At 36.8% G+C, this 26,149-nt stretch carries 21 protein-coding genes and 1 riboswitch; of the genes, 9 read left to right on the top strand and 12 right to left on the bottom strand.

Annotated features, from left to right (window positions below; genetic code table 11):
• The first annotated feature begins 10 nt into the window (after nucleotides 1–10).
• Both AC3ITD_RS07100 and AC3ITD_RS07095 read left to right on the top strand, forming a co-directional pair.
• On the top strand, nucleotides 11–847 hold the full coding sequence (locus AC3ITD_RS07100; protein WP_489365289.1) for an SDR family NAD(P)-dependent oxidoreductase: 837 nt from the start codon (nucleotides 11–13) through the stop codon (nucleotides 845–847).
• A gap of 89 nt (nucleotides 848–936) precedes the next feature.
• Nucleotides 937–1,788: an oxidoreductase gene (locus tag AC3ITD_RS07095; protein WP_489365287.1), complete on the top strand. Its 852-nt coding sequence runs from the start codon at nucleotides 937–939 to the stop codon at nucleotides 1,786–1,788.
• Nucleotides 1,789–1,913: 125 nt separating this feature from the next.
• On the opposite strand, the gene AC3ITD_RS07090 is transcribed toward AC3ITD_RS07095, so the two are convergent.
• From AC3ITD_RS07090 to mutS, 4 genes are all read right to left on the bottom strand, one after another.
• The gene (locus AC3ITD_RS07090) at nucleotides 1,914–2,492 is read right to left on the bottom strand and encodes a thioredoxin family protein (protein WP_489365285.1); all 579 of its coding nucleotides are present in this window, start codon (nucleotides 2,490–2,492) and stop codon (nucleotides 1,914–1,916) included.
• 32 nt (nucleotides 2,493–2,524) lie between these two features.
• Entirely contained in the window at nucleotides 2,525–2,992 is a 468-nt protein-coding gene (locus AC3ITD_RS07085; protein ID WP_489365283.1) for a TlpA disulfide reductase family protein, read from the bottom strand.
• A 139-nt stretch (nucleotides 2,993–3,131) separates the two neighbouring features.
• On the bottom strand, nucleotides 3,132–3,629 hold the full coding sequence (locus tag AC3ITD_RS07080) for a C40 family peptidase (protein ID WP_489365281.1): 498 nt from the start codon (nucleotides 3,627–3,629) through the stop codon (nucleotides 3,132–3,134).
• A 95-nt stretch (nucleotides 3,630–3,724) separates the two neighbouring features.
• The gene (gene mutS / locus AC3ITD_RS07075) at nucleotides 3,725–6,304 is read right to left on the bottom strand and encodes a DNA mismatch repair protein MutS (RefSeq protein WP_489365279.1); all 2,580 of its coding nucleotides are present in this window, start codon (nucleotides 6,302–6,304) and stop codon (nucleotides 3,725–3,727) included.
• 244 nt (nucleotides 6,305–6,548) lie between these two features.
• Between mutS and AC3ITD_RS07070 the strand changes: the two genes are divergently transcribed.
• Nucleotides 6,549–9,908: a T9SS type B sorting domain-containing protein gene (locus AC3ITD_RS07070; RefSeq protein ID WP_489365277.1), complete on the top strand. Its 3,360-nt coding sequence runs from the start codon at nucleotides 6,549–6,551 to the stop codon at nucleotides 9,906–9,908.
• A gap of 108 nt (nucleotides 9,909–10,016) precedes the next feature.
• Nucleotides 10,017–10,331 carry an HPF/RaiA family ribosome-associated protein gene (locus AC3ITD_RS07065; protein ID WP_489365275.1) on the top strand — a complete coding sequence of 105 codons (315 nt, stop codon included), beginning with the start codon at nucleotides 10,017–10,019 and terminating at the stop codon, nucleotides 10,329–10,331.
• Between the two features lie 135 nt (nucleotides 10,332–10,466).
• Here AC3ITD_RS07065 and AC3ITD_RS07060 read toward each other — a convergent pair whose 3' ends face one another.
• The 4 genes from AC3ITD_RS07060 to AC3ITD_RS07045 form a co-directional block, all read right to left on the bottom strand.
• Nucleotides 10,467–11,207, bottom strand: coding sequence for a menaquinone biosynthetic enzyme MqnA/MqnD family protein (locus AC3ITD_RS07060; RefSeq protein WP_489365274.1), 741 nt, complete (start codon nucleotides 11,205–11,207; stop codon nucleotides 10,467–10,469).
• 44 nt (nucleotides 11,208–11,251) lie between these two features.
• Entirely contained in the window at nucleotides 11,252–11,875 is a 624-nt protein-coding gene (locus AC3ITD_RS07055; RefSeq protein ID WP_265800461.1) for a histidine phosphatase family protein, read from the bottom strand.
• 87 nt (nucleotides 11,876–11,962) lie between these two features.
• A complete protein-coding gene (mqnE, locus tag AC3ITD_RS07050; RefSeq protein ID WP_489365271.1) occupies nucleotides 11,963–13,156 on the bottom strand; it encodes an aminofutalosine synthase MqnE in 1,194 nt (397 codons plus the stop codon).
• A 211-nt stretch (nucleotides 13,157–13,367) separates the two neighbouring features.
• The gene (locus tag AC3ITD_RS07045) at nucleotides 13,368–13,862 is read right to left on the bottom strand and encodes a hypothetical protein (RefSeq protein WP_489365269.1); all 495 of its coding nucleotides are present in this window, start codon (nucleotides 13,860–13,862) and stop codon (nucleotides 13,368–13,370) included.
• A gap of 122 nt (nucleotides 13,863–13,984) precedes the next feature.
• Between AC3ITD_RS07045 and AC3ITD_RS07040 the strand changes: the two genes are divergently transcribed.
• On the top strand, nucleotides 13,985–15,100 hold the full coding sequence (locus AC3ITD_RS07040) for a trans-sulfuration enzyme family protein (protein ID WP_489365267.1): 1,116 nt from the start codon (nucleotides 13,985–13,987) through the stop codon (nucleotides 15,098–15,100).
• A gap of 242 nt (nucleotides 15,101–15,342) precedes the next feature.
• Here AC3ITD_RS07040 and AC3ITD_RS07035 read toward each other — a convergent pair whose 3' ends face one another.
• Nucleotides 15,343–16,350, bottom strand: a complete 1,008-nt coding sequence (locus tag AC3ITD_RS07035; protein ID WP_489365265.1) for a hypothetical protein — start codon at nucleotides 16,348–16,350, stop codon at nucleotides 15,343–15,345.
• 192 nt (nucleotides 16,351–16,542) lie between these two features.
• A riboswitch (SAM riboswitch) is annotated at nucleotides 16,543–16,653 on the top strand.
• Between the two features lie 292 nt (nucleotides 16,654–16,945).
• On the opposite strand from AC3ITD_RS07035, the gene AC3ITD_RS07030 reads away from it, so the two are divergent.
• The 3 genes from AC3ITD_RS07030 (at nucleotide 16,946) to AC3ITD_RS07020 (ending at nucleotide 20,876) form a co-directional block, all read left to right on the top strand.
• Nucleotides 16,946–18,277: an O-acetylhomoserine aminocarboxypropyltransferase/cysteine synthase family protein gene (locus AC3ITD_RS07030; protein ID WP_489365263.1), complete on the top strand. Its 1,332-nt coding sequence runs from the start codon at nucleotides 16,946–16,948 to the stop codon at nucleotides 18,275–18,277.
• A 60-nt stretch (nucleotides 18,278–18,337) separates the two neighbouring features.
• On the top strand, nucleotides 18,338–19,420 hold the full coding sequence (locus tag AC3ITD_RS07025; RefSeq protein ID WP_489365261.1) for a homoserine O-acetyltransferase family protein: 1,083 nt from the start codon (nucleotides 18,338–18,340) through the stop codon (nucleotides 19,418–19,420).
• A gap of 211 nt (nucleotides 19,421–19,631) precedes the next feature.
• Nucleotides 19,632–20,876: a homoserine dehydrogenase gene (locus AC3ITD_RS07020; RefSeq protein ID WP_489365259.1), complete on the top strand. Its 1,245-nt coding sequence runs from the start codon at nucleotides 19,632–19,634 to the stop codon at nucleotides 20,874–20,876.
• A 74-nt stretch (nucleotides 20,877–20,950) separates the two neighbouring features.
• Here AC3ITD_RS07020 and AC3ITD_RS07015 read toward each other — a convergent pair whose 3' ends face one another.
• Together AC3ITD_RS07015 and AC3ITD_RS07010 are read right to left on the bottom strand one after the other, a co-directional pair.
• Nucleotides 20,951–21,406 (bottom strand): hypothetical protein, encoded by a 456-nt coding sequence (locus AC3ITD_RS07015; protein WP_489365257.1) that lies wholly within the window; start codon nucleotides 21,404–21,406, stop codon nucleotides 20,951–20,953.
• Between the two features lie 16 nt (nucleotides 21,407–21,422).
• On the bottom strand, nucleotides 21,423–22,193 hold the full coding sequence (locus AC3ITD_RS07010) for a queuosine precursor transporter (RefSeq protein WP_489365255.1): 771 nt from the start codon (nucleotides 22,191–22,193) through the stop codon (nucleotides 21,423–21,425).
• 145 nt (nucleotides 22,194–22,338) lie between these two features.
• Here AC3ITD_RS07010 and AC3ITD_RS07005 point away from each other — a divergent pair, with 145 nt between their 5' ends.
• Nucleotides 22,339–23,565, top strand: a complete 1,227-nt coding sequence (locus AC3ITD_RS07005; protein ID WP_489365253.1) for a multidrug effflux MFS transporter — start codon at nucleotides 22,339–22,341, stop codon at nucleotides 23,563–23,565.
• Nucleotides 23,566–23,574: 9 nt separating this feature from the next.
• On the opposite strand, the gene AC3ITD_RS07000 is transcribed toward AC3ITD_RS07005, so the two are convergent.
• Complete coding sequence (locus AC3ITD_RS07000; protein ID WP_489365251.1) at nucleotides 23,575–26,001, bottom strand: TonB-dependent receptor; 2,427 nt, start codon at nucleotides 25,999–26,001, stop codon at nucleotides 23,575–23,577.
• Nucleotides 26,002–26,149 lie beyond the last annotated feature (148 nt).

The raw sequence follows: 26,149 nt of genomic DNA, 5'->3' as shown, positions 1-26,149 counted from the left end.
GGATAAAATTATGGGACTTAAAAAAGTTTGGTTTATAACGGGTGCTTCTAAAGGATTAGGACTTAGTTTGGTAAACCAATTGTTAAAAGCAGGTCAATCAGTTGCAGCAACATCAAGAAACGTAAATGACTTAATTTCGGCAGTCAATTTAAATTCAGAAAAATTTCTCCCTCTAGCCGTAAATCTTGCTGATGAGTTAAGTGTAGAAGATGCTATTAATGCAACGGTTGCTCAATTTGGTAGAATCGATGTGGTAATTAATAACGCAGGCTATGGTATTGGGGGAAGCATCGAAGAGCTAACGGATAAAGAAACCAAAGATGCTTTCGATGTAAATGTTTTTGGAACCTTAAATGTGATTAGAAAAGTAAGCCTGCATTTAAGAACACAACGCTCAGGGCATATCATCAACATTGCATCAATCGCTGGTATCATTGGCGCTACGGGTTGGGCCGTTTATTCAGCTGCAAAAGCAGCAGTAATTGCGTTATCTGAAGTGTTAGCTGAAGACCTAAAAGAATTTGGGGTTAAGGTTACGGTTGTAGCCCCTGGAGCATTTAGAACAAGTTTTCTTAAAGAGGAATCTTTAATGCTGGCAAAAAATCCAATCGATGCTTACCAAGAAGTAAGGGTGATACACGAACGATACCTAAAAATGGATGGCACACAAGCTGGCGATCCGGAAAAAGCTGCTGCAGCAATGATTTCTCTGGCAAGTATGCCAAATCCTCCTATCCATTTGCTTTTAGGTAAAGATGCCTTGCAAAGAGCAATTACAAAAACTGATGCACTGACAAAAGAATATCAAGATTGGAAAGCAATTACCATTTCAACTGATTTCGATTAATCTGCTACTATCACCATTTAAGAAATTTAGGATAAGAAGCTAAAATGTTATATGGTATAAATTATCTATAAATATTTAAAACAAAAATCATGGAAAATAAAAAAGTATGGTTCGTAACAGGTGCTTCAAAAGGCCTCGGACTAACCTTAGTAAAAAAATTATTAAGCCGCGGATATAAGGTTGCCGCAACTTCTAGAAACGTAAACGACTTATCGAACGCCGTTGGAGAATTTGAAAATTTCTTACCAATTTCAGTTGACTTGATGAATGAAGAAAGCGTTGAATCGGCAATAAGTCAAACCATTAGTAAGTTCGGAAATTTGGATGTTGTAGTAAATAATGCTGGTTATGGAATGCTTGGTGCTTTGGAAGAATTGAGTGATAAAGAATCTCGTGAGAATTTTGATGTAAACGTTTTCGGTTCTTTAAACGTAATTAGAAAAGCCCTGCCTCAAATGAGGAGACAACAATCTGGTCATATTTTCAACATATCATCAATTGGCGGCTTTTCTGGGAATTTCCCAGGCTTCGGGATTTACTGCGCCACAAAATTTGCTGTAGCAGGTTTCACAGAATCTTTGGCTGCTGAGGTAAAACCGCTTGGTATTAAAGCTACAGTTGTTGAACCTGGTTATTTTAGAACGGATTTTTTAAGTTCCGGATCCTTTGCTATTCCAAAAAAACCGATTGATGCTTATAAGGAAGTGCGTGAATCTCAAGTCGCCCATCAGGAACAGATCAATAATAATCAACCAGGCGATCCTGCCAAGGCAGCAGATGTAATTATTGCAGCAGCAGAAAGCGAAAATTCGCCCCTGCATTTATTCTTAGGTCCGGATGCTTATCAAGTTGCAAATACAAAAATCGCTGATGTACAGAAAGATATGGAAGACTGGAAAGCGTTGGCAACAGCGACTAATTTTGATGAGGTTGGGGCTTAATTAGCTTTTGGTCATTGCGAAGTAGAGCTTTTCCCGACCTTTCGGGATAGCAATCTTAACTTATTTATTGAATGGGATTGCTTCGTGCCTCGCAATGATGGAGCTTTAAGAAAAGGGATAAGCGGTTATCCCTTTTTCCATTTTATACTGCAACCAACAGCTTTAGTACTTGAAATTGTTGGTTTTTTACCAGCTGATAATTCGCTAATCGCGTTCTGAACATAATTAACCTTATCTGGATTTTCACCCTCTGCATCATTATCGATTGCACCGATATATTCCACTACATTTCCTTTATCGGTTTTACTCAACACAAAAACATGAGGTGTTTTTAAAGCGCCAAATTGTTTGGTTACCACATGATTCGGGTCTAACAGATAAGGAAAACTAAAACTCTTTTCTTTAGCAAGAGCCTGCATTTTCTCAAAACTTTCGTCAGGAACGGCAGCAGCATCGTTAGGATTGATAGCCACAACAGGATAACCTTTGCTTGCATACGATGCATTCAAGGCAGAAACTCTTTCCTGATATCCTTTAGCTACAGGACATGTATTGCAGGTAAAAACTACGATATATCCTTTCGCATCTTTGTAATTAGCGAGCGAAACCATTTTCGAATCAACATTTTTTAATGCAAAATCTTTAACTAAATCTCCAATTTTATAACCCTCTGATTGCGCAACGGCAAAGCTGGAAATCAACATAAGACCAATTAGAAATAAATTTTCATAATATTCTACTTTAAGTTTAACAAAGTATTTTTCAGTTCCTGCTCAGTGAATTCCTTTTCGTAAAAACGCCTTATCTTCATATTCACAAACAACGTTGCAGGTATCGCTCCCGACCACTTTTTATCGATTCGTTCGATGTATTGTTGCTGGTCTGGCTCATTTAAAAGGAAAACCTCAGCTTTAATATTATTCTTTTGTGCAAACGGAATAACTTCTTTCTGCAATTTTGATTTAAAATCTAAACTCACCAAAAGGACTTTTACAGGCTTTTTGAGGTTAGCTAATCTTAATTTTTCAAAATTAGGCAACTCTGCCACACATGGCGAACACCAGGTTGCCCAGAAATTAATCACATAAGTGGTATCTTTTCCTTGAGCGATACGTTTATCCAAATCATCAAGCGTAAGTAATTTCACCTGTGCATTAACCGAATAAGTAATTAAAGATAAGCAGATTATAAAAAATATTCGCATAGTTTTATAACGAAGATTGAAGAGTTTTAGTTTGAAAATTATCTTTGCAGTCAGTTAAAGCAGACTGCAATGAAATGGATGCAGCATACAACTGTACAGTGTCATTGCCGTTGGTTTCAACCAACGGATATTAGGATTATTAATTAACCGAACCCGATTTCACCAGAACCCTTTGATAAGCTGGCAAATTCAAATCATCAACAATAACACCTCTATTCGTACTTGCATGTACGAAAAAGCCATTATTCAGATAAACGCCAACATGATCTACGTCATTGCCTCCGAAAGAAAAGAACACTAAATCGCCCTCTTGTAAACGATCGATACTTTTTTTATTTACAGCTTTGGCTTGGTCGCGGGAAATTCGGGGTAAGGTTACGCCATAAATTTCTTTCTCCAATAAAAAAGCAAAACCTGAGCAATCGATTCCATTTTTATCTAATCCACCGAAACGATATTTTACACCAGTCCAATCGGTAATGAATTTGTAAAGTTGTTTACTCTTCAAATTCGACATCGCCTCAGCTGCTTTTGCTGCTTTCGTGTCGTTTTTAACGGTATATTTTCTGGAACCACAGGCAGTTAAAATAAGTGAGAGTATCAGGATTAACCAAAATGAGTTTTTTGTCTTTATCATGCTTTACTATTCTTTAACCGCAGATTTACACAGATAAACACAGATAGTTTTTTTATGTAAATCTGTGTTTATCCTTATTATCTGTGTTAATTTTCCTAATTTTTTATTAACCGTTGTATTTCATCGAGCTTCAACAACGCCTCAACTGGTGTCAATGCATTCACGTCTAAATTGTTCAGTGTATCGCGAATCTTAACCAAAACAGGATCATCGATAGCGAACATTTGCAATTGGTAAGCTTGATTTTGAACCTTTTTGATGCTGTCTTTGATACTTTGCCCCTCTGTCCTATCGATTTCGAGTTTCTTCAAAATCTCATTTGCTCTACCAATTAACTTCGGTGGCATCCCGGCCATTTTCGCCACATGGATACCGAAACTATGCTCACTTCCACCCGGGACCAGTTTTCTTAAGAAGATCACTTTATTAGTCATCTCCTTAACTGAAACGTTGAAGTTTTTAATACGAGGCATCGTGTTAGCCAATTCGTTTAATTCGTGGTAGTGTGTTGCAAATAAAGTTTTCGGACGAGAGGTTGGATGTTGATGCAAAAACTCTGCAATGGCCCAGGCAATCGAAATACCATCATAGGTACTTGTTCCGCGACCTATTTCATCCAACAGAATCAAACTATTATCCGAAATGTTATTTAAAATACTGGCCGTTTCATTCATCTCCACCATAAAGGTACTCTCGCCAGAAGAGATGTTATCAGATGCGCCAACACGAGTGAAAATTTTATCAACCAAACCGACGTCAGCAGCTTTAGCAGGAACAAAACTTCCCATTTGGGCCATTAAAACAATCAAAGCGGTCTGTCTCAAAATTGCTGATTTACCTGCCATGTTTGGGCCCGTAATCATAATAATCTGTTGCGAACCAGTATCTAAATAAACATCATTGGTGATGTATTCTTGGCCAACAGGCAATTGCTTTTCGATAACAGGATGTCGGCCACCCTTAATATCAAGCACTTTTTCTTTATTTACAGTCGGCTTAGTGTAATGGTTTTTCTCGGCCAGTTGAGCAAAACACAACAGGCAATCCAATTGCGCAATCAAAAACGAATTGAGTTGAATCGGTTTGATATAACTAGCCGTTTCGTACATTAATTCGTTATACAACCTAATTTCAATGGCCTGAATTTTCTCTTCAGCACCTAAAATCTGCTCTTCGTATTCCTTAAGTTCTGGCGTAATGTATCGCTCGGCGTTAACCAGGGTTTGTTTCCTAATCCAACCTTCAGGAACTTTATCTTTGTGGGTATGCGTAACCTCTAAATAATAACCAAAAACGTTATTAAAAGAAATTTTTAGTGAGGGAATTCCTGTGGCTTCAGCTTCACGCTTCTGTATTTGCACCAAATAATCTTTACCGCCAAAAGCAATTTTGCGCAAGCGATCCAAGTCTTCATCAATGCCATCATTAATTACATTTCCTTTAACCAATAATGCTGGCGGCTCTGGCTGAAGTTCTCTTTCAATCCGGTCGCGAATTGCCAAACAAGGATTTAGTTGGTCGGCGATTTTGATTAGGAACGGGTTTTTCGACTTGGCGGCAAGGTTCTTAACTGCCTCAATATGAATTAAAGCCCGCTTCAATGCAACCAATTCACGTGGTCCAACACGCTGTAAGCCGACCTTTGAAATCAATCGCTCAATGTCGCCGATTTGTTTGATATGAGTTAGAAATTCCTGTTGGACTTCTTCATTTTTCACAAAAAAATCGACCATGCCCAAGCGTTCTTCTATTGGCTTTAATTCCTTCAAAGGCATGATAATCCATTTCTGCAGCAAACGAGCACCCATTGGCGTACAAGTGTGATCAAGTATATCGAATAAAGTAACTGCGTTGTCGTTTGCAGAGTTTACCAATTCAAGATTCCGGATAGTAAACCTATCTAACCACATGTATCGATCTTCCTCAATTCTACTAATTGAAGTGATGTGCTGCAAATTTCGATGTTCCGTTTCGCCCAGGTAGTGTAAAACAACGCCTGCTGCGATGATTCCACTTTGTAATCGCTCAACTCCGAAACCTTTCAGCGAGGCGACATCAAAATGTTTAGTTAAAGTTTCTTCAGCATAATCAGATGTGTAGGGCCATTCATCCAACCCGAAAGTATAAAACCGATCCCCAAACTGCTCTATAAAAGCCTGACGTTTAGATTTTTGAAAGATTACTTCTGTAGGTTTAAAGCCTTGTAAAAGCTTATCAATATAATCGCTGTTACCTTGAGCAATCATAAATTCTCCCGTGGAGATATCTAAAAACGAAATACCTATCTGCGTTTTATCGAAATAAACAGAAGCCAGATAATTGTTTGATTTCTGATTAACAATATTATCGCCGTAAGCAACACCGGGAGTAACCAGTTCAGTAACACCACGTTTTACGATTGTTTTTGTTGCCTTCGGATCTTCCAATTGATCGCAGATAGCTACCCTTTGCCCAGCCCTAACCAGCTTCGACAAATAATTATCTAAGGAATGGTGAGGAAAACCTGCTAATTCGAGGGCTCCACCGTTGGGTCCTGTGCCTCTTCTTGTGAGTACAATTCCTAAAATCTGGGCAGTTTTTATGGCATCTTCGCCAAAGGTTTCGTAAAAATCTCCAACCCTAAAAAGTAAAAGTGCACCTGGATACTTCGCCTTAATAGCGTTGTATTGTTGCATTAACGGGGTTTCTTTATTCGTGTCTTTAGCCAAAACTGATATTAATTTGCAAAAGCTATAAAGATAACATCATTCATCGTTCTACGGCAGTTTTGTTGAAAAGTTGAAAGATTGTTGAAGATGACAAATAGACATCTGATAGTCTACTTGTCTTTATTTTTAAAAATCATCATAAAAAAATTACTTTAGGATAAATTTTACGCACTCAAAATGAAATCAAGTTTTTTTTTTCCTTATATTTTTTTTGTTTCTTGAATTTGCCGCAACTGCGGATACATTCGTTGTGACAAGCAATTTAGACGCCGGAGCTGGAACACTTCGGGAAGCACTGACGCTTGCCGCCGCAAATGGAACAATTCAGAAAGATGTCATAAGCTTTAATCTTACAGGTAACAGTGAAAATGAAAGAACGATTATATTGAAAAAAGAGCTACCTTTTGTTACATCTAATATAGTAATCGATGCATCTACCCAGCCAGGATCGTTTCTGGGCATTAGCCCTGCTAAAATATGCATAAAAGCAGATAGGTCTGTTTATCAAACCACCGAGTATTACACAGGTTGTTTAAATTTACGAAATGTAGAAAATGTTGAGATTTATAGTCTTTACATTCGCGAATTCTATAGTTTAATAAATCAATATGGTGGTTTTGGTTTAACTCAATCTTCGGCAATCTACTTGCAGTTTGTTAAAAATATTATTGTTGGTGCACCCGGCAAGGGTAATGTTTTTGATCTGGATTACATTTGTGTTAATGCATCAACTAGCGACCAATATCAGATTGTGAACAATAAAATCAAAATCCAATCAAACTGGTTTGGTTTACATACTGATGGGAATCAAGGTATTAGCGTTGGTATTTATATGAGACCATATAGTTTAGGAAATTTATCTGCGGATGACTCTGAATTTGGAGGAGTAGATGAAAGTTTTGGTAATATACTTGGTGGCTATACCTCATCTGGGTTAGCGTTTAGCGGCAAGAATAATAATGTGCGATTCAATAAATTTGGTTTTGAGGCTAGTAGTTTCTCGAATTCAAGTATTATACCTCTTTACTTATCGATAGATGGTGGAGAATTTTCCGATAACAAATCAACCAGATTAAGGGTTGAATTAAATTTTAAAAGCAAAAACTTTAAAATTTTAAGGAACGAAGAATTTTTTGATCCTTCAAAAACATATTATGGTGGAATAGAAATGGCTTACTCAGAAAATATTCAAATCGGCTCTGATGACTTGCAGGATGTTAATATTTTTCTTCAAAATACAAATACCATAAGAAACTTTGGATCTAAAAATATTGAGATCAGAAAAAACGTGATTTATTGCTCTGAATATGCATACTCAATAAGAGATCAGAAAAGTATTTCGATACAAGTTCTGGTAAACAACGATAATGAATATTCTGGAATCGCTACCCCTAACTCAGAGGTATACATTTATAATGACAATACAGGTTGTACATCGTGTAGTCCAGTTAGTTTTTACTCTAAAATCAATGCGGATGCATCTGGTAAATGGGCTATAACAGGAAACTTTAAAAACGATAGATTTGTTGCTAATGCGACCTTAATTAATACTTCCAGTGAATTTACCCAACCTCATATTAGGACTACGAATGGTAGCTGGTATTCAAGCGTAAACCCATCTTGCGGATTAAGTAATGGATCCTTGGAAATGTTGATGCCTGAACATATTTTAAATGTTGAATGGTTTAATTCAAAAGATGAAAAAGTTGGTGAAGGTTTAAAAGTAGAAAATCTACCTGCAGGAACATACTATGCATTAGGTTTTAATGGTAAGTGCTTTACTAAAGCTTCATCCGCCGTTTTGATCAATAATGAACCGACCTTTATTACCAATAATTTAAAGGTACAACAGCCTTCTTGTGGAAAAAACAATGGTTCGATTACTGGAATAATTTATTATTCCGGAGGCTCAGCAAATGGCGTATGGTACGACGAAAATAAAAAGGAAGTTGCTAAAACTAATTTATTAGACTTAACTAATTTATCTCCCGGCAGCTATACTTTAATTGTTACTACTCTCAATGGGTGTTCAAGGTCTTATGGACCAATCATCCTCAAAAGCACAGAGGGACCAAATATAGAAAGATCAAATCAAAAAATTCAGGCTGCAAATTGTAACAGTAGTAATGGTAGTATAAGGGGGATATCTGCTACTGGATTAGGTCTGGTAAATTTTCTGTGGAAAGATAAAAATGGATTGATTTTGTCTAAGTCTGAAGATTTAACGGATGTTCAAAGTGGTGAATACACACTGGAGGTAAGAGATGACAGCACATGCGGATTATTAACAGCAGCATTTCTTATTCCTGAAACAAATTCTATTTCAATTGATGTTACGAGCTTAAATATTGACAATGCAACCTGCAATTTATCTAATGGTTCAATTACAGGTATTAACGTAAGTGCAAATGATGAATTAAAATGGTTTAATGAAAAAGGGGATGTAGTAGGTTTCGAGATAAATTTAAGAAATGTACCATCAGGAAAATACAGGTTACAAATATCAAATAGTTATTGCTCTAAAACAACTGATTTTTATACTATTCAAGAGAACACTAGTAACGAAAATTATTTGGTGATTAGAGAAATTGAAGACTCATTTTGTAATGACAAAAATGGAAAAATAACGATTCGATTTAATGGGTCTAGCCCGAAATCATTAAGATGGGTTGATGAAAACAATAATTTTATTGGTAATCAAACTTCACTATCAAACCTTTCTAAGGGAGGCTACAAACTTTACATCACAAATGATAAAAATTGTGAGAGCTTATTTGACGTGTTTGTGGTTAACGAAATTGAACAGTTAAAAATTAACCATGAAGCGTTAGTACTGGCGAATGATAAATGTAGCTTGAAGACCGGCTTTATAAAAGGTCTTATTGTTCAGGGTGGTATACCTCCGTATCGTTACGAATGGAAAAATATCAAAAATGAACTTGTAGGTAATCAGTTAGAGTTAGCCAATGTTTCAGTTAATAAATATGTTTTAACAGTTTATGATAGTAAAAACTGTACTGCCTTAAGTGATATTTTTAGTATCAATTTTGAATACTCAGAATTAATTCCTCCTAGTGTCATTTTACCGATTCAAATTTGTGCCTCCGGTAATGCCTCCTTCTCTTTGCCTGAAATCAAAAATGGAGATTATTTGCTCTACGATCAGAAAAATTCTTCTTTTCCAATCGCAAAAAGTCGAAATAATTTCTCCGTTAATGTGATGCAGTCACGGAATTATTTTGTTAGTTATTCTGAAGGTGCTTGTGAAAGCGAAAAAACAGTTATTTCAATCGTAGTGGCTGAAAGCTCTTTAGGTATTCCGAATTCATTTAGTCCTAATAATGATAATATAAATGATTCTTGGTCAATAAAAGGATTAAATAGTTATCCAGAATTTATGATCAGATTATTCAATAGAAACGGTATGCTAATTTTCTCATCTACAGATCCAAGTTTTTCTTTTGATGGGAAAATTAAAGGTATCGATTTACCAATAGGCATCTACTACTATACTTTAAAACTTAGAACTGGTTGCTCAATTCTTTCTGGAAGTTTAACTTTACTAAGGTAAAATAAATGAAATCATTTAAAGATCAATTATTTAATAAATAAACTAAAGATTTAAAAACGTTTATTCTTACTATCTGTTACTCTTATAATTTAACTTAATCTTTTTACTATGACGATTCAACTGAATACCGACAAAAATTTAACCATTCACCAGGAATACGAAGATAAAATTAAAGGGGCCATCAATGATGCATTAGGAAGGTTTGATGATTTAATTACCCGCCTAGAGGTGCATCTATCTGACGAGAACGGCAGTAAAGAGGGCTTGGATGACAAACGTTGCTTAATTGAGGCAAAAATTACTGGAAAAGAACCAATCGCAGTAGCAAACTTGGGAAATAACTATGATTTGGCACTTACTGGTGCATTGTCAAAGTTAAAAAGTAAGCTGGAAACCATTGCTGGAAAAATGAAAGCACATTAAAATTTAAAAGGCAATTCTAAAAAATAGGGATTGCTTTTTTTATTAGTTTTGCCACGTTTAAGTTTTCTAAATATTTCGGATAAGATTTAAACTCTTCTAACTGCCTGACGATTTAAATAATATATAAAATCTGGTTTAAACTTTTTCTTTCTCCAACTCCTCAATATAGCCTAAAAATAATTTCATTGCTTTCTTTCTATCTTCGGTAACCTCAAACTGGAGTTTATGATACAAGTAATCTTCTAAATCGAAATTATTTGTGTGTGGTAAGTCTTTCAAAACTTCATTTCTGTTTGCTAATCCAAGTTTTAGAGCAGCATTAAATTCTTCTTTAAAGGCTGTTGATATTTCTTTGTTCGCTACCCAGGCTGCATACATAAAAGGCAGGCCTGTAAAGTTCTTCCACTCCTGCCCCATATCATAAACAAAAGCATAATCATCTTTTTTTCCAAAGGTTCTATCACCTATCAAAACGACGGCATCAGTTTTTGCAGCAGGGTCTTTTGTAAATTCTACTTCCTGGTTCCAATAAAATTTCAACAGCACTTTAGCCAGATTATTAGAAGTTCTTGAATGAGAATCGAGTCTTAAGGTTTTGATTTCGTCAACTGGAACATCACTAAAAATAAACACAGAATTAACTGCGCCATCGCTACCGATACAATAGTCTGCAACAATATTCGCATTTGGAACCAAGGGGATTGCAGCCACAGGCATTAAACCCATATCTACCTCACCACTAATTACTTTGGCAGCGCAATCTGAAGGAATATCTAAACTTAACTCTATCTTATTAATGATATCCGAATGCTCTAATCCGTATATAAAAGCTTTGGTGTTGGTATAGGCAACAGCCGATATTTTAATCTTATTCAATGGTATTATATATGTTTTGCGCTACGCGTTTGGCGTTAAGCAGGTTACCCAATCACTAAACCATCCAAATGAATGGCACTATTAAATTCAAGAACGGTAAACTTTCCATCTTCAAATCCCATTTTATACAAAACCGTATTTTGATGCGGAAACTCTGTCATTTCGCTTAGTGGTTTATCAAGAAGAAGGCAAAGAAACACACGCATTGCCCTGCCATGCATACAAAGTAAAACGGTTTCTTCTTCAGGCCGTGTGGATAGCACTTCCATCGGTTGTTTCAAACGTTCGTAAACATCCTGCACACTTTCGCCGCCTTCAAAATGGGCAGCGTAATTACCGTCTTCCCAAGCTTGCAACATTTCACGAAAAGCATCTCTAGAATCTTCCGTATTCGGCTTACCTTCCCAAACTCCCCAAGCTAATTCATCTAAACCAGAAAGTTTTTCCCACGGTAATCCGGCATCAATAAATTTTTGAACGGTTTGCCAGGTACGTTTTAATTCAGAAGTATAAATTTTATCGAAAGGAATATCCTTATATTTTTGATAAAAAGCCTCAGCCTGTGCCCTTCCTGTATCGTTTAAGTCTGAATTTATACCTCTGCCTTGTACTATTCCCTGTCTGTTAAGTTCTGTTTCGCCGTGGCGGATAATATAAATACTCTTCATTTTTTAAATTTATTGAATGATTAATTTTTGAATTAAACTGAGCATATCGCCATAATTCACTCATTCTGTCATTCACTCATTCTATCATTAATTTACGACTGGCAACTTATAATAAGCTGGTTTCTTTTCTTCTTCAAAAACAACATTTTCGAAGTCGGTAACTACGTTATATAAGGTATCACGTTCTATAGCTCTACGCCCCACCTGCTTAATCAATTCTACTAATTCGCGGGTACTCATTGCAGGGGTTTGCTCCTCAGCACCAGCCATAGAATAAATTTTTGTAGTGTCATCTAAGGTTCCATCAATATCATCGACACCATAATTTAACGACAGTTGGGCCGTTTCGCGACTAATCATCGCCCAATAAGCTTTGATATGGTCGAAATTATCCATGTAAATACGGGCGATGGCATAATTCCTCAAATCTTCTATCACTGAAGATTCGGCTACATTGCTCATTTGATTGTGTTGGTTCCTGAATTTTAGAGGAATAAAGGTTTGAAAACCGCCAGTTCTATCCTGCAAATCACGGAGTTTTTCCATGTGGTCAACACGGTGTTTAAACTCTTCTATGTGGCCATAAAGCATCGTTGCATTACTTCTCATCCCTAATTTATGCCACTCTTCATGTATAGCCAGCCATTGTTCGCCTGTACACTTATCTTTAGCAATTTGCTCGCGTATTTCAGGATGAAAAATCTCAGCACCGCCCCCTGGCATAGATTGTAGACCAGCATCTTTCATCAACTTCATACCTGTAGCATAATCAATTTTAGCTTTCTTGAAAATGTAATGGTATTCAACGGGTGTTAATGCTTTAACATGTAAATCAGGACGATGCGCTCTGATTGCAGTAAATAATGCAAAATAGAAAGCCACATCATATTGAGGCAAAACACCGCCGACGATATGAACTTCGGTAACAGGCTCATCATCGTATTTTTTAACAATATCGAGCATTTGTTCCATCGTTAAAGCCCAGCCTTCTTCTTTTTGCTTTATCAAACGGGAATAAGAACAAAACTTACAATCATAAACACAAAGATTTGTAGGCTCTAAATGGAAATTGCGATTGAAATAAGTCTTATCGCCATGTTTTTCCTCACGGATGAAGTTTGCCAAAACCCCCAGATAACCTAATTCTGCATGCTCGTAAAGATAAACGCCTTCATCAAAAGTAATCCGTTCTTTATGGAGAACTTTATGTGCTATGTTTTGTAGTTCAGTTGATAATGAAGTATCAGCTAATATTTTTTCAACTTGCTCAGTTGTATTCATTCCTGATTTTATTTTGCACAAAAGTACAATATTGGGGCGATTTGAAAATCATTTTGTTGTAACAAACGAATAGTTCACTGGCCGATTGGTTAATTAGTCATTGGACTAGGCGCAGTAAACAATGGTACTAATGAACTATTGAACAAATCAACTTAACAAAAAAAGCACCTCTTTTCAGAAGTGCTTTTACTATTAATCCTTAGGTTTTTTGTTAATTTACTGCCGGCGAAAAAGTCAACACGATATTTGCTGTTTTGCCTCCAAATTCAATCGGAGATTTCATTACCATATTGCCTTTTGAAAGTTGCGTTAACACCAGGCGATATCCTTCTGTGACGTTTTTAGCTTTATCACCTTCATAGATTTTCTTAAATTGAAAAGTTTCTTCTGATGGCGTAGCAGACCAAAAAATAGTTTGCATTACCTCGCCACAAGTGCTTGATGCAGGTAAAGTATATGATCCGTTTCCGCTATTGGTTAATTTCCATGTACTTCCCTGGAAACATTTGTACGATTTTTCTCCAAATAAACCTTGAACAGCTTGATCTGGCAAGCCCTCTAAGGCCACATTGTTTAAAACCCAAGTTCCGGTAACTGTGCTTCTACCGCCACTAATACCTGTTGCAGCGTTTTTAGTTGATGAACAACTTTGTAACATTACTAAAGTAGAACATGCTATTGCGATAGCTATAAATAATCTTTTCATTTTAGTTTAATTTAATTTCGGGAAACTCTTTACATAAATCTTGCCAAAACAATTTCGAACCTTAAATTAGCAGCAAATTATTAATTTGCAATGCGATTATTTCGCACTACAATCAAATCATTATGAAACCCGAAACCCTTGCTATTCACGCATCTAATCTTGTTAAAAATGCTACAGGAGATGTTACCCCGCCAATAAACTTATCGACAACTTTTTTTCGTGATGAGAGTGGAGGCTACCCTGGAGGGCACATGTATAGCCGCGTGAGCAACCCAAACAGGTCTGCTTTAGAAAACACTGTAGCTAAATTAGAATGTGGGGAAGATGCAGCAGCTTTCGCTTCAGGAAATAATTGTGGAATGAGTTTGTTCCAGGCATTAAAACCTGGTAGCCATATTATTGCTCCTGATGATATGTATTGGGGAATAAAAAAGCAGCTTCTCACTATATTTAACGAAGTTTTAGAATTTGATTTTGTTGATCAAACTGATTTGGAATTAATTAAATCGAGTATAAAACCAAATACCAAATTAATTTGGATAGAAACCCCATCAAACCCATTACTAAAAATTACGGATATTGAAGAAATCGGGAAAATTGCAAAGCAGAACAACATTACCTTTGCTTGCGACAGTACCTTCGCCTCTCCTATTCTACAGAATCCAATTTTATTAGGTGCTGATATTGTTATGCATAGCAGCACTAAATATTTGGGTGGCCACAGCGATGTTTTAGGTGGAATCTTGGTTACCGCCAAAAAAGATGAGCTTTGGGAAAAAATCAAAAATATACAACAAACGGGTGGAGCAGTGCCTTCGCCTTTTGATTGTTACCTACTCTGCAGAAGTATAAAAACCCTGGCTTACCGCATGAAGGGCCATTGCGAAAACGGCAAATTAGTTGCGCAATATCTGGTTAACCATCCTAAAGTAGAGGCCGTATTCTTCCCTGGATTGGAAACACATCCTCAATATGAGATTGCTAAAAAACAGATGAAGGATTTTGGTGGAATGATGTCGTTCTTAGTTAAAGGTGATGTGGAAGAAACGAGCAGAGTGGTTAATAATGTAAAGTTGTTTGCGCAAGCAACCAGCTTAGGAGGCGTGGAAAGTTTAATTGAACACCGTTATTCAGTTGAGGGACCAGACAGTAAAACCCCAAAAAACTTATTAAGAATTTCTGTTGGTTTGGAACACGTGGATGATATTATTGCTGATCTAGAACAAGCACTTGGGTAATTTAGCCCGTCATTGCGAGGCACGAAGCAATCTTAAAACTGTGGGTTATTGCAATTGATAAGATTGCTTACTGTGTCTCAAATAGCAACTCTAGTATTGGCTCACAAAAAATCCTTTGTTTTAAGTCCTAGCCGGCGGCTGGCAGGCGGTTTTAGCGTTACGCTTCATTTTCCCCATAGCGGCTACAGCAAAAAGCGGGATTGCAAATTCTTAAGAATCACAATCCCGCTCATATTCAAAATCTATTTAGGATTACAAATCGTTACCAATTTCGTAGAATAATTTGGCTCTAATGGCTCGTTTGTTTGGGCCAACCGCTGGGAACCAGTATTTGCAGGACAAGCAATATCGCCGGCAGCATCATAAACAATTTTGTTTCCATTCGCCAACAACTCCTTCGGCACATAAACCTGAACTTTAGTAACCGAATAACCAGATGGAAAATAACGAACGTAATAACCGTCAGGATGTTTTGTCCAAATGCCACTTGGTACATCGGCCCTTGTTGGCGCCATACCTGCAATAATGGCGTATTTTTCCATATCGGCATAGGTATAGTTGCCAGAAGAAACCAACTGACGGATATTGTTTTCAGCCTCGAAAACAGCTTTAATCCCTGAGGGAAGCTGATCTTTAGCTTTTTCCATAACATCGAAAGGTAAAATACCTAAGGCGCCGCCTTCCAGTTGGGTCAATTGTTTCGGCGTTAAAAGTTTTAATGCTGTTAGCTTTACTGTTCCTGCATAATCTGCAAATTTTGTTCTGGCAATAATCGTCCAAAGCAAAATTTGAATATCATGCTGTTCCACCTCTGGATGTTTCTCGGCGCTCTTTAAAATTGAAACCACAATCTCTTCTTTCGGACCCAAAACAGGAGCAAACATATAGCCATCCCCTTTCGAAGGTGCAAAAGTTCCAGCTTTTAAACAGTAGCTCTTATTGGTCATTTCATAAAACCCTTCACATAATACGAAACCGCCATCAGGGTTTTTAGGCAATAAATATAGCGGCTGAAATTTAGCCTTGGCATTAAAATCAGGCATTTTTTCACCCGCTCTGTTTACATCTTCAAATGCTGTAGTAATAGCAGCGGGTTGCTTTAAAAATTTATCAACACCAAGAGCTTTAGCACCTTGAGACGTTCCAACTTTTAATAGTTTGTCTTTTAATCCCCCAAATTGTGCCTGAGCTGTTAATCCTGATATTGCAATTAGCAGTACTAAGGAAATAGATTTTATTTTTTTCATCATGATTAGATAGGTATCACAAAAATAAAATTTTTAAGGTTAAGTTTATTTTATGATTTCAATTTAAAATTACGTGTATGATTCACAAGTACTTAACAAATTATCAGAATTTAATTTTGTTGTTTCGAAATTAAATTAGATATTTGAAATATTATTTGGTTAACAACTGAATAAAAGTCAATCTTTAATCGGATTGATTTATAAAGAAGTGGCGAGAGACTGGCTCCGTGACCCACTGGCAACCCTCAGAAAGAGAAGGTGCCAATTCCTGACCAAGTAACATGGTGTTATTTGGAGATATAAATTATAACTGATGAAAATACTAAATCTTCAATCGCAAGGCGAACCTAAGCTAAACCTCAATCAGGTAGAGAACTCTTCTATTTCATTGATTTGTTGTGATATGCGGGCGACTACTTGTATGTGCTGTTGCATACAGTAATTTAAAAAATCTTCCTCCTTTGTTTCTTTTTCAAATTGGAAGGTCCCGATAGATCGGGATACGCCCTAGAAAATTATCTTGATTTATGGTGATAAATTTTATAACCATAAGCTTGAAATCAATCTTCAACATTCATTTAATCAATCATTTAGAATTATGTCAACTTCATATAAATTTGAAACACTACAGTTACACGCTGGCCAGGAAATAGACCCAACTACAGGATCAAGAGCAGTTCCAATTTATCAAACTACGTCTTATGGATTTAAAAATGCCGAACATGGCGCTAATCTTTTCGCCTTAAAAGAATTTGGCAACATTTATACGCGTTTGATGAACCCAACGACTGATGTTTTTGAAAAAAGAATTGCGGCGTTGGAAGGCGGCGTTGCAGCGTTAGCCACAGCATCTGGTCAGGCGGCGCAGTTTATTGCATTGCATAATATTTTAGAAGCGGGAGATAGCATTGTTTCCTCAACACATATTTACGGAGGAACTTACAATCAATTTAAGGTGGCTTTCAAACGCCTGGGCATACATGTAGATTTTGCAAATCCAGATGTGCCTGAAGAATTTGAGCAAAAGATAACAGAGAAAACAAAAGCGATCTACTTAGAAACCATTGGAAATCCGGCTTTCAGCATTCCTGATTTTGAGAAGATTGCAGCAATTGCGAAGAAATACGATCTTCCTTTCATCGTGGACAATACTTTTGGTGCTGGAGGTTATTTATTTAAACCTTTGGAACATGGCGCTAATATCGTGGTAGAATCTGCAACAAAATGGATTGGCGGACATGGAACCAGCATTGGAGGCGTAATTGTTGATGGTGGAAATTATAATTGGGGCAACGGAAAATTCCCGCAGTTCACCGAACCATCCGAAGGCTATCATGGATTGGTTTTTAATGATGTTTTTGGCATCGGCGGCCCATTTGGTAACATTCAATTCATCATTCGTGCTCGGGTTGAGGGTTTAAGAGATTTGGGTCCCGCCCTTTCGCCTTTCAATTCATTCCTTTTATTGCAAGGTTTGGAAACGTTATCTCTTCGTGTACAACGCCATGTAGATAATGCCTTGGAGTTGGCCACCTGGTTAGAAAATCATCCGCTTGTTAAAGAAGTTCATTATCCAGGTTTAGCGAGCAGCAAATACAATAATCTGGCAAAAAAATATTTGAGCAATGGTTTCGGTGGTGTTTTATCTTTCGAGTTAAATGGCACCAAGGAAAACGCAACTCAAGTTATAGATCAGCTAAAACTGGTTTCTCACTTGGCAAATGTTGGCGATGCTAAAACGCTGATTATTCAGCCTTCGGCAACCACACATCAACAACTAAGTGAAACAGAACAATTAGCTGCAGGTGTAAAACCAAATGCGTTGAGGGTTTCAGTTGGTATTGAGCATATCGATGACATTAAAGCAGATTTTGAGCAGGCTTTTGCTACTATCAGCGCTCACGCAACTACTGAAAGTTTACAAGCCTAATACTATCCATCCCTTAAAAGGGTTGCAACAAAACATGTTTAAAAATTTACAGTCAATAATATGACCGATAGAAGTTCAAAGACCTCTTCAGAGGTTGGGGTTTATAGTTATCCCAAACAGTTTAAGTTAGAAAGCGGCAAGAAAATTCGAAACCTGCAAATCGCTTATCAAACTTATGGAAAATTAAATACAAAAAAAGACAATGTAATTTGGGTTTGCCATGCTTTAACTGCAAATGCCGATGTTTTTGAGTGGTGGGAAGGTTTGTTTGGGCAAAACGCTTTGTTTAATCCGGAAGAACATTATATTATTTGTGCGAACGTTTTGGGTTCGAACTACGGAACAACCAATCCTTTAAGTACCAATCCTGTAAACGGCTTACCTTATTATCTATCATTCCCACAATTTACTATCCGCGATTTTGTATCTGCTCACCAACTATTGGCCGATCATTTAGGAATTGGAAACATCAAATTATTAATTGGCGGTTCATTAGGTGGTCAGCAGGCAGTAGAATGGGGAATAATTGAGGCAAACAGAATTGAGAATCTTATTTTGGTTGCTACGAATGCAGTTCACTCTCCGTGGGGAATTGCTTTTAATGAAAGTCAGCGTTTGGCGATTACCACCGATAGAACTTTTTACGCCAACCAGCCAGATGGCGGTAGTAAGGGACTTAAAACCGCTCGCAGTATAGCGCTTCTAAGCTACAGAACTTACCATGCCTATGGCAATACGCAAGTAGAAAGCGTAAACGATAAAACGGATAATTTTAGGGCTTCATCATACCAAAATTATCAGGGAGAGAAATTGATAAACCGCTTCAATGCTTATAGTTATTATTATTTAACTAAAGCAATGGATAGCCATAACGTCGGTCGCAACCGTAAATCAATTGCCGAGGCTTTGAAGCTAATTAAAGCAAATACGCTAGTTATAGGAATTGAAAATGACTTCCTGTTTCCAATTTCAGAGCAGAAATTTTTAGCTGATCATATTAACGATGCGGAATTTGCCTCCATTCATTCTGAATATGGTCATGATGGTTTCTTGATTGAAACAAATGCATTAACAAACATCATCGGGAATTTCATTAAAGAGAGCAGAAACAAAAAGATTATCAAACTGCAGCATACTGCTTGACCAGGCAGAAGGTTAAACGGTGGAAGGTTTGAGGCAAAACCCGAGCTTAAAACTTAAAAACAATTAATCAGCCACGAAGAACTACGGCACCTAATTTAGTGTAATCCGCGTTTCCCTGGCAAATAGAAAATAACAAAAACAAATGGTAGCGAAAGCCTTTTTGAGCATCAACTCTTGATACTTTTTCCGCTACTTGATACGATAAAACACCATGAGCAAAAATTTAAAAATCGGATTATTTGGTTTCGGAGTTGTAGGACAAGGTTTATTGGACATCATCCAAAGCCAGAACCTTAACCTTGAAATCATTAAAATAGCGATTAAAGACCCAAGAAAGAAACGTACCCTCAATAAAGATCTATTTACAACGAATAAAAATGAGATTCTCAATAATTCCGAAATCAATACGATTGTAGAGTTGATAAATGATGCTGATGCGGCTTACGAAATTGTAACTACGGCATTGAAGAATGGTAAAAACGTAGTTTCAGCAAATAAAAAGATGATTGCTACGCACTTGAAAGAGTTAGTAGATCTACAACAGCAACATGGCACATCGCTACTTTACGAAGGTGCAGTTTGTGGAAGTATTCCAATCATAAGAAACCTGGAAGAATACTATGATAATGAACTTTTTCATGCCCTGAGCGGAATTTTCAATGGTTCGTCGAATTATATTTTATCGAAAATTTTTAACGAAAATCAGAGTTATGATTCGGCACTAAAAGAAGCACAAGACTTAGGTTTTGCAGAAACTGACCCGATTTTGGACGTTGGTGGATACGACCCAAAGTACAAGCTAGCCATTGCAACAGCACATGCTTATGGCCTGTTCGTAAACCCTGATGCGATATTGAACATTGGTATTCAAAACCTTTCTCATTACGATATTAAATACGCCCGCGAAAAAAACTTCAAAATTAAACTGGTTCCAACAGCTAGAAAAGTAAATACAAAGGATATAGTAACCTATGTATTGCCAAAATTGGTAGCAAAAGATGATTTCTTATACAATGTAGAGAATGAATACAATGCGGTAACGGTTCAGGCGGCTTTTGCTGATAAGCAATTTTTCTTTGGCAAAGGTGCAGGTGGCCACCCAACAGGCGCTGCTGTACTTTCTGATATTGCTGCACTACGTTACGATTATCGTTATGAGTACAAAAAATATCACTCAGAAAATGGTGTAAAACATACTGAAGATATTTTATTAGAGATCTATTTGCGTTATGCTGATGAAGATTTAATCAGCTTACTGGAATTCGATAATATTAGCGAGCGTTATTCAGCCAGCGAATACAAATACGTAATCGGTACTGTGAAATTGGGAAATTTGATTAGTAATCGTGATCTTCTACTAGATAAAAATGTTTTTGTGGCCTATACGGGTAGGCAGATTTACAAACAGGAGCAGGTTGCTGCAAATGTCTTCGCGGAAGAACTAGCGTCGATATAAGAAATTTTTAAGGTTAATTTTTTTATTTGTTTTGTTGTTAAGTACAAAGGTCGGAGCGATTCCGACCTTTTGCGTTATTTAATTTCTTTGATATATTTTTTGATAATTACCCGATCAACACCTTCTTTTTCAACTTTCTCCACTCCTGTTTGAGTAAGCGTATCATTTACTACAGTAATTTTGAAAGCGAATTTTTGGCCTTCCCAATTTTTGTTTTTATAATATTGAAGATGCTCTGTGTAAGCATTGCCATTTAGCGTATAGCTTCCTCCACCAGCATCAAAACCCAAACTGTCTTTAGGATTTGTAGAATGCTTTAAAAAGGCAAAATGTGTATCATTTATAATCTTAATCATTCCAAAATTCATTGGATAGTCGCTGGTTTTGCCAGTGTGTTTATCAATAATTTTTCCTGATATCAGTTTCCAAGTGCCTCTAATATCAATTGGTTCAGCTTCCCCTCCACCAGGTTTTTCCTTACAGGCATATAAAAATGTTAAGGCAGCTATTATTATAAATATCTTTTTCATATTTTATTAAATGAAGCTATCCCCTCCCAGCCATTTCGGTTAGCTTCCTTGCTAAATCTTTCCCTAAATAACCATCAATTATGGCATGAACGATATAGAGAATGGGCGTCATTAGAATAGCGACGATAAATTTATAAGTATAATTAACCAAACCAATAGCAGCAACCATTTGCCAGCTATAATGATATTGAGGGTTCAAATAAAATGCGATGAAAATTACTACGAAACTATCAATCAGTTGAGAAACCAAAGTTGAACCAGTAGCACGTAACCATAGCGACTTCTCTCCTGTTATCTTTTTTATTCGATGGAATATTAAAACATCGGCGAGCTGCCCCACAATAAAAGCAATGATCGAACCCACGATAATCCACATACCTTGGCCAAAAATACCAGCGAAGGCGTTATTCATATTCAAATCTTCACCGTTTATATTTTGATGAACCCAAAAATCGGCTGCGCTTAAATGCATCGAGCCCCAAACCACTAAAAACGCAAAAGCTATCAAAATGGAAGTTAAAATAGATAGAAATCGCACTTGTTTTACCCCAAAATATTCGTTTATGATATCGGTCATGATAAAAATAATTGGCCAGGTAAGCACTCCTGCCGACATTACAAACGAAAGATTAGGCACACCAAATAAATTGATATCAAACTTTTTAAAGCCTAACGTTTCTTCAACACTAAATAATTTTACACCGATAAATTCTGATAATATTGCATTCGCCACAAAAAAACTTCCCAGAACGAGAAGTAAGCGGCTTTCTTTGGTTTTAAAAGTCATAGCGTATAAATCTAAAGATAAATCAAATGAGATTTAGTTTTTAAGCTGTAATTTTTTCCAAGACTTTTACACTCATTCGACCTTAAAAATAGGTTTGCAAAAATAATCTACCAATCTTTGCGACTTCAAAAAAATCGGAATATTCATGGCTAAGAAACAGCACTTTTATCTTATATTAATTTTAGGCTCCTTGGCAGCGCTTGGCCCTTTCTCAATTGACATGTACTTGCCAGGTTTTGTTGATATAGCTAAGGATTTAAAAAGCACAGAATCTACAGTTGCATTATCCCTATCTAGTTTCTTTATCGGAATTTCTGCAGGCCAGCTACTTTATGGCCCGTTGTTAGATAAATACGGAAGAAAGAAACCGCTGTTTTTTGGATTGGCTTTGTATATCGTGTCCTCATTTTTATGCTTAGCCGTTACAGATGTAAATCAATTAATTGTTTTGCGTTTTGTACAAGCTATTGGCAGTTGCGCTACAGCAGTAGCCTCAGTAGCAATGGTTCGCGATTTATTTTCTGTTGAAGAAAGTCCGAAAGTGTTTGCATCGCTGATGCTAGTGATCGCCGTTTCGCCGATGCTTGCACCAACTGCTGGCGGCTATTTGATATCCGCATTAGGTTGGAAATATGTTTTCGTATTTTTAGGCTTTATGGCTATAATAATATTGCTGGCCTCCATTTTCAAACTTCCCGAAAGCTATAAACCTGATCCCAATTATTCGTTAAAGCCGAAACCAATTTTAAAAAATTTCTTCACGGTTTTAAAAGAGCCGCAATTTTCCACTTATGCACTCATCAGCTCAATTACATTTTCTGGTTTGTTTGCCTACGTATCATCGTCGCCACAGGTTTTTATGAAGATTTACTCCGTTAGCAAAACTGGTTATGGGTGGATCTTTGCACTGCTTTCTGTAGCCTTCATTGGTTCGAGCCAACTAAACAGTTTATTTTTACGATGGTTTACGAGCAAAAAAATTGTTACGATAGCGCTTTTAGCTCAATGCGTATTCAGTTTAATATTTTTGATTTTTGCTTTAAACGATTGGTTAAATTTATATTCAACCATTGGTTTTATCGCTTTGTTTCTATGTTGCTTGGGCTTTATCAATCCAAATGCAGCAGCCTTATCATTGGCTCCATTCAGCAAAAATGCAGGGAGTGCATCTGCACTTATGGGCGCTTTGCAAATGGGTCTTGGTGCACTAGCTTCTGTAATGGTGAGTTTATTTAGTGAGCATTCAGTTATTCCTATGCCTTTAGTGATGACCGCTGCAGCATTTATCGCTTTAGTATGCCTGTTGATCGGAAAACGGTTTATTAAAACTGAAATCCAGGCCTCGGAAAATGCAGCAATTGTTGCACATTAGCTTTCCCAGCTATGGGTTATTTTTCAACTTCACGATCAACTTCAGGTTAAACTGTCTCCCAGTTAAATAATTTGGAATTGCGTATTGCACATTATCGACGTCTTTTAACCACAGGTATGATACGGTATTATCGATGTTCAACATATTAAACACCTCGAAAAACAGCATGACAGAGCTGAAGTTTTTATCCAGAAACTTCGGCTTGTGAAGCGCCGCATCGTCAAGAAAATCTTTGGAGAAACCAATATCAACCCGCTTGTAAGATGGAACATAGAACTTATCCAAATAACGCGGCGTTTGCGATGGACCAATTGGTAAGCGAGAGCCGTAAAGGGCGTTTAAGTGTACTTTGTAGGTTGGACTATTTAACAGCTTATCCTGAAAGAAGATCGAAAAATTTAGTCTCTGGTCGGTTGGGCGTTTTAAGTAGCCTGGATAAATCGTTTCTCCATTTTGCATATAGATATCTCCGATAAGATCTTCATTCGCATGCATTACCGACATACGGAAATAAGAAACCAGATCTTTTACAAACTCTCCGCCAATACTAAAATCGGCACCATATGCATAACCTCGTGAAACTTCGTTAGCCAAGTATTTAATTCGCAGATTGTCAATTTTGTATGGGATTAATCTATCAGAATATTTGAAATACGCTTCAGAAGTGAACTTTAACCGCGTTCCAAAAGCATCGAAAGCATAATCGTAACCTAGGGAGGTGTTATAAGAACTTTGTGCCTTTTGGTTGATATTCAGCATCCCTGTAAAATCGCGAATGGTCCGGTACGATGGCGGCTGCTTATAAACCCCAGCTGTAAACCTTAAAATTTTATTATTTGAGTTAGGGCGATAAGCAATCAACAACCTCGGACTAATTAACAGTTGTTTACTTAGTGAACTATAGGTTGCACGGGCACCAAGCTGAAGTTCTGCATAATTTGAAAGCGAATAACTATCTTGAATATAAGCACTGTAATTTTTAATGTCGATGTTGTTTTCTACATTGATGACATTTTTTAATTCAATGTTTTTTGAATGATTAGGCAAAATATATCCAGCAGAATCAATATAGTTGTATTCATTTAGGCGATCATCATATTTAGATTTGTCAAACTTCAATCCCCAGGAAAAAACGTGATTATCAAAATTTTGATCCACTTTAATTTCTGATGCAAAAACCTGGGTATTCAAGCTATTGCGACCATAATTGTAATAACTTCCAATACCTTTGTTTTTAGTAACTGGACCGAAATTTTCTACGGGAAAAGTATTGTCAACTTCATCAAAAATATAACTTCCATCTATATCAAATCGTTCCCTTTCTATGGTATTGAAGTAGCTATTTATAAACTTAATCACCAAATTGGGTTTGGGAGAATAAGTTGCCGTAACTGCAGATCCTAAAGTTTGGTAGTCATCAATTTCCTGCCCGGTATAATCAACGTCCAGGCGAAGTGTGGTATTTAATGTCCCGAATTGAGTTTCGCGATTGGTAGGCTCCAGTTTAAACTGGCCTAAGTTCAAATTTCCCAAAATGTTTATGTTAAATTTTGAGGAGAAATCGTACTGATACATCAACTGTGCATCTGCAAAATTAGGATTATAGCTTCCCATTTCATCTTGTTTAATAAGCACACTTGAATTGTTTTTATACCGTAAACCTGCCAGCAAAAAACTACGCTTAAAAATCCGCTTTGCTGTTAAAGAAGTGTTTAAAAGACTTGTACTTAAAATGGTTTGGTTACTATCAGGCTTATCGTATCTAATATCCAAAACAGACGAAAGTTTATCGCCATATTTTGCCTCAAAACCACCTGCTGAAAATTTTGCTTTGCTAACCAATTCGGAATTTATAAAACTAAGTCCCTCCTGTTGACCGTTGCGAATTAAAACGGGTCGGTTTATTTCAACATCATTAATATAAATGAGATTTTCATCGAAATTTCCACCTCTAACACTGTATTGCGCACTTAATTCATTGTTTGTTGAAACACCAGGTAGGGTTTTAAGCATGGTTTCGAAGTTTCCGGAAACCAAAGGCATTGAAGCAATATCTGCAATGTTAATTGTGGTGGTATTACTGAGCTGATTTTGTTTATTCGTGATGTTTACTTGCTCTAATTCATTAATATTGGCAACTAGCTTTACCTGTTGAGTAATTCTAGCGCCCGAACGCTCATTAAACTTTAAAGTTTGTGGCCGGTATCCGAGCAAGGAATATTTGATACTAAAGCTTCGCGATTTTGAATAGATGGTATAAATACCAAATTCGTCGGTTACAGTTGATTGCGCCTGGCCTAAAACGATAACGGTAACTTGCGACAGTGGCAACTTTTCTTCGTTGTAAACTATCCCCGAAATCCTAACCTGCGGTTGAGCAACAGCTAAACTGCAACCAGCAATAAAAAGGAAAAAGAGCAGCCGAAATTTGAGCATTGGTTAGCGTAGAGATTTGGTTAATTTTTACCACAGATGCACACAGAATTTTGTTGCCACGGAAACACGGATTGATACGGTGTTAAACTTTCAGTGATTTAAGTGTTTCTGTGTCCGATTGTTTTTTACATCTTTATCTGCGTTCATC

It is taken from the genome of Pedobacter sp. KH_004 (genome assembly GCF_057840755.1).
This window is presented reverse-complemented; position numbering and strand designations above follow the sequence as displayed.

Bases quoted from the DNA above. Each gene is read 5' to 3' on its own strand.
- AC3ITD_RS07100 (WP_489365289.1), top strand. From the start codon at position 11: ATGGGACTTAAAAAAGTTTGGTTTATAACGGGTGCTTCTAAAGGATTA.
- AC3ITD_RS07095 (WP_489365287.1), top strand. From the start codon at position 937: ATGGAAAATAAAAAAGTATGGTTCGTAACAGGTGCTTCAAAAGGCCTC.
- AC3ITD_RS07090 (WP_489365285.1), bottom strand. From the start codon at position 2,492: ATGTTGATTTCCAGCTTTGCCGTTGCGCAATCAGAGGGTTATAAAATT.
- AC3ITD_RS07085 (WP_489365283.1), bottom strand. From the start codon at position 2,992: ATGCGAATATTTTTTATAATCTGCTTATCTTTAATTACTTATTCGGTT.
- AC3ITD_RS07080 (WP_489365281.1), bottom strand. From the start codon at position 3,629: ATGATAAAGACAAAAAACTCATTTTGGTTAATCCTGATACTCTCACTT.
- mutS (WP_489365279.1), bottom strand. From the start codon at position 6,304: ATGCAACAATACAACGCTATTAAGGCGAAGTATCCAGGTGCACTTTTA.
- AC3ITD_RS07065 (WP_489365275.1), top strand. From the start codon at position 10,017: ATGACGATTCAACTGAATACCGACAAAAATTTAACCATTCACCAGGAA.
- AC3ITD_RS07055 (WP_265800461.1), bottom strand. From the start codon at position 11,875: ATGAAGAGTATTTATATTATCCGCCACGGCGAAACAGAACTTAACAGA.
- mqnE (WP_489365271.1), bottom strand. From the start codon at position 13,156: ATGAATACAACTGAGCAAGTTGAAAAAATATTAGCTGATACTTCATTA.
- AC3ITD_RS07045 (WP_489365269.1), bottom strand. From the start codon at position 13,862: ATGAAAAGATTATTTATAGCTATCGCAATAGCATGTTCTACTTTAGTA.
- AC3ITD_RS07040 (WP_489365267.1), top strand. From the start codon at position 13,985: ATGAAACCCGAAACCCTTGCTATTCACGCATCTAATCTTGTTAAAAAT.
- AC3ITD_RS07035 (WP_489365265.1), bottom strand. From the start codon at position 16,350: ATGATGAAAAAAATAAAATCTATTTCCTTAGTACTGCTAATTGCAATA.
- AC3ITD_RS07030 (WP_489365263.1), top strand. From the start codon at position 16,946: ATGTCAACTTCATATAAATTTGAAACACTACAGTTACACGCTGGCCAG.
- AC3ITD_RS07025 (WP_489365261.1), top strand. From the start codon at position 18,338: ATGACCGATAGAAGTTCAAAGACCTCTTCAGAGGTTGGGGTTTATAGT.
- AC3ITD_RS07020 (WP_489365259.1), top strand. From the start codon at position 19,632: ATGAGCAAAAATTTAAAAATCGGATTATTTGGTTTCGGAGTTGTAGGA.
- AC3ITD_RS07015 (WP_489365257.1), bottom strand. From the start codon at position 21,406: ATGAAAAAGATATTTATAATAATAGCTGCCTTAACATTTTTATATGCC.
- AC3ITD_RS07010 (WP_489365255.1), bottom strand. From the start codon at position 22,193: ATGACTTTTAAAACCAAAGAAAGCCGCTTACTTCTCGTTCTGGGAAGT.
- AC3ITD_RS07005 (WP_489365253.1), top strand. From the start codon at position 22,339: ATGGCTAAGAAACAGCACTTTTATCTTATATTAATTTTAGGCTCCTTG.
- AC3ITD_RS07000 (WP_489365251.1), bottom strand. From the start codon at position 26,001: ATGCTCAAATTTCGGCTGCTCTTTTTCCTTTTTATTGCTGGTTGCAGT.